The sequence below is a fragment of the Dietzia sp. CQ4 genome, from assembly GCF_014145125.1.
Taxonomy (GTDB): Bacteria; Actinomycetota; Actinomycetes; order Mycobacteriales; family Mycobacteriaceae; genus Dietzia; species Dietzia natronolimnaea.
On the sequence record NZ_JAALDZ010000305.1, the window covers coordinates 1 to 2,696 of the forward strand.

The 2,696-nt window shown below is 72.0% G+C and carries 2 protein-coding genes and 1 pseudogene; 2 read left to right on the plus strand and 1 reads right to left on the minus strand.

Annotated features, from left to right (window positions below; genetic code table 11):
- Positions 1 to 301: pseudogene (locus G6031_RS15470) on the minus strand (leucyl aminopeptidase); the annotation flags it as partial.
- Positions 302 to 444: 143 nt separating this feature from the next.
- Here G6031_RS15470 and gcvT point away from each other — a divergent pair.
- Both gcvT and G6031_RS15480 read left to right on the plus strand, forming a co-directional pair.
- On the plus strand, positions 445 to 1,557 hold the full coding sequence (gene gcvT, locus G6031_RS15475; protein WP_182653736.1) for a glycine cleavage system aminomethyltransferase GcvT: 1,113 nt from the start codon (positions 445 to 447) through the stop codon (positions 1,555 to 1,557).
- 29 nt (positions 1,558 to 1,586) lie between these two features.
- Entirely contained in the window at positions 1,587 to 2,678 is a 1,092-nt protein-coding gene (locus G6031_RS15480; protein WP_179525022.1) for a branched-chain amino acid aminotransferase, read from the plus strand.
- The last annotated feature ends 18 nt before the right edge of the window (positions 2,679 to 2,696 follow it).

Genomic DNA, 2,696 nt, shown 5'->3' on the forward strand with positions numbered 1-2,696 from the left:
CGAGCCCGACGAGTACCACGGACCGGCCGGGGACGCCCTCCGGCGCCGGGACGCGCGTGGTGGACCCGACCTTGGTGGAGGCCCCGACGGAGTGGGCCAGCGTGGCCAGCGCCGCGGTGAACTCGCCGTCGAGACCGGGGGCGACGACGACGGGGGCCGCGTCCGAACCGCCGTCGCCGTCACCGGGGTCGGCGCCCGCGGCGATACCGACCACCACCACCTCGGACTCGACAGGCGTCGTGACGGCCTCGATCGCGGCGAGGTCCGGGCTGTGGGTGAGGATCGACTGCGCGGTGGGCATGAAAGCACTCCTGGTGGTCGGCGGGGACGTACGGGACGTGTCAGATGCCCTGATGACGTGGCGGGACCGCCACGGCCAGGGCACCATAGTCTATCGACTACCGTGGGAGCGGAGCCGTACTGGAGAGCGCGAGGAGTGGCCACATGACAGACACCGGGGACCTCTACGAGGGGCCGCTGCACTCTCGTCACGTGGAGGCCGGGGCCACCTTCGCCCCCTTCGGTGGCTGGTCGATGCCCGTGCAGTACTCGGGCACCGTCGCCGAGCACCACGCCACCCGCACGACCGTCGGGTTGTTCGACGTCAGCCACCTGGGCAAGGCGCTCGTGACCGGCCCCGGCGCCGCCGGGTTCGTCAACACCTGCGTCACCAACGACCTCGACCGGATCTCCGCCGGCAGCGCCCAGTACACGCTGTGCTGCGACGAGTCCGGGGGAGTCGTCGACGACCTCATCGCCTACCGCGTCTCCGACTCCGAGATCTTCCTCATCCCCAACGCCGCCAACACCGCCGAGGTGGTGCGGCGGATGCAGGCCGCGGCGGCCGAGCGGGCGCCCGAGGTCAGCGTCACCGACGAGCACCGCTCCCGCGCCGTGATCGCAGTGCAGGGCCCGCTCGCCGGGGAGGTCCTCACCGCGGTCGGCCTGCCCATCGACCTGGACTACATGGCCTTCGTCGACGCCGACTGGTCCGGAGTTCCCGTCCGGGTCTGCCGCACCGGGTACACCGGCGAGTACGGCTTCGAGGTCCTGCCCGCGTGGGATCAGGCCGGCCCGGTCTGGGACGCGCTGGCCGAGCAGGTCCTCGCTCGCCAGGGGGCGCTGTGTGGGCTGGGTGCCCGCGACTCCCTGCGCACGGAGGCCGGTTACCCGCTGCACGGCAACGAGCTGTCCCCCGACCTCAGCCCGCTCGAGGCCCGCTGCGCGTGGGCCATCGGCTGGGACAAGCCGTCCTTCTGGGGGCGCGACGAGCTGCTGCGTCAGAAGGAGGCCGGGCCCGCCCGGCGCATGTACGCGCTCGAGGTCACGGGCCGCGGAGTCCTGCGCGCCGGCCAGACCGTGCGGGCCGGCGGACGCGACGTGGGCGTCACGAGCTCCGGCACGTTCTCGCCGACGCTGAAGACGGGGATCGCGCTCGCGTTCGTCGAGCTGGACGCCGGCCTGAAGAAGGGCGACGAGGTCGTCGTCGACGTACGGGGGCGAGAGGTACCGTGCCGCCTCGCGGTACCCCCGCTCGTCGAGATCCGTACCCGCTGACCCGCCCCTTCTCACCTAAGCGAGACGACATGTCCCAGTTCGACATCCGCCCCTCGGCCACACCGAGGACGGCCGCCGAGCGCGAAGCCATCCTCGCCGCTCCCGGCTTCGGCAAGCACTTCACCGACCACATGGTCACCCTCCCGTATTCAGACGGGGCCTGGGGTACTCCCACCGTCGAGGCCTACGCCCCGCTGTCGATCGACCCCTCCGCCGTGGTGCTCCACTACGCCCAGACGATCTTCGAGGGCCTCAAGGCGTACCGGCAGGCCGACGACTCCATCGCCTCCTTCCGCCCGGAGCAGAACGCGGCGCGCTTCAACCGGTCCGCGCAGCGTCTGGCCATGCCGACGCTGCCCGAGGAGCTGTTCATGGAGTCCCTCCGGCAGATCGTGGCGATCGACCGCGACTGGGTCCCCGCCGCCGGCGGCGAGGAGGCGCTCTACCTGCGGCCCTTCATGATCGCCACCGAGACCGGCCTGGGAGTGCGGCCGGCCGACGAGTACCTCTACTCGGTCATCGCCTCGCCCGCCGGTGCCTATTTCTCGCGTGGTGTGGCCCCCGTGAGCGTGTGGCTGAGCACCGAGTACGTGCGCGCCAGCCCCGGCGGAACCGGCGCGGCGAAGTTCGGTGGGAACTACGCGGCGTCGCTGCGTGCCCAGGAGCAGGCGGCCGCCGAGGGCTGCGACCAGGTGGTCTGGCTGGACGCGATCGAGCGCAAGTACGTCGAGGAGATGGGCGGGATGAACCTGTTCTTCATCCTCGGCACCGGGGACTCGGCGGAGATCGTCACCCCGGAACTGTCCGGGTCGCTGCTGCCCGGCGTGACCCGCGACAGCCTCATCCGGCTGGCGCGCCATCTCGGCTACCCGGTGACCGAGCGGAAGGTCTCGGTGGAGGAGTGGGAGTCCGGGGTCGCCTCCGGGGCGGTCACCGAGGTGTTCGCCTGCGGGACCGCCGCCGTGATCACCCCGGTGGGCTCGGTAAAGCACGCCGAGGGCGGGTACACGGTCGGCGACGGCGGGCCCGGCGAGATCACCATGCGTCTGCGCGAGACCCTCACCGGGATCCAGCGCGGGTCCGTCGAGGACACCTTCGGGTGGATGACCACGCTCGCCTGACCGGCCCCGCGTCCGGCC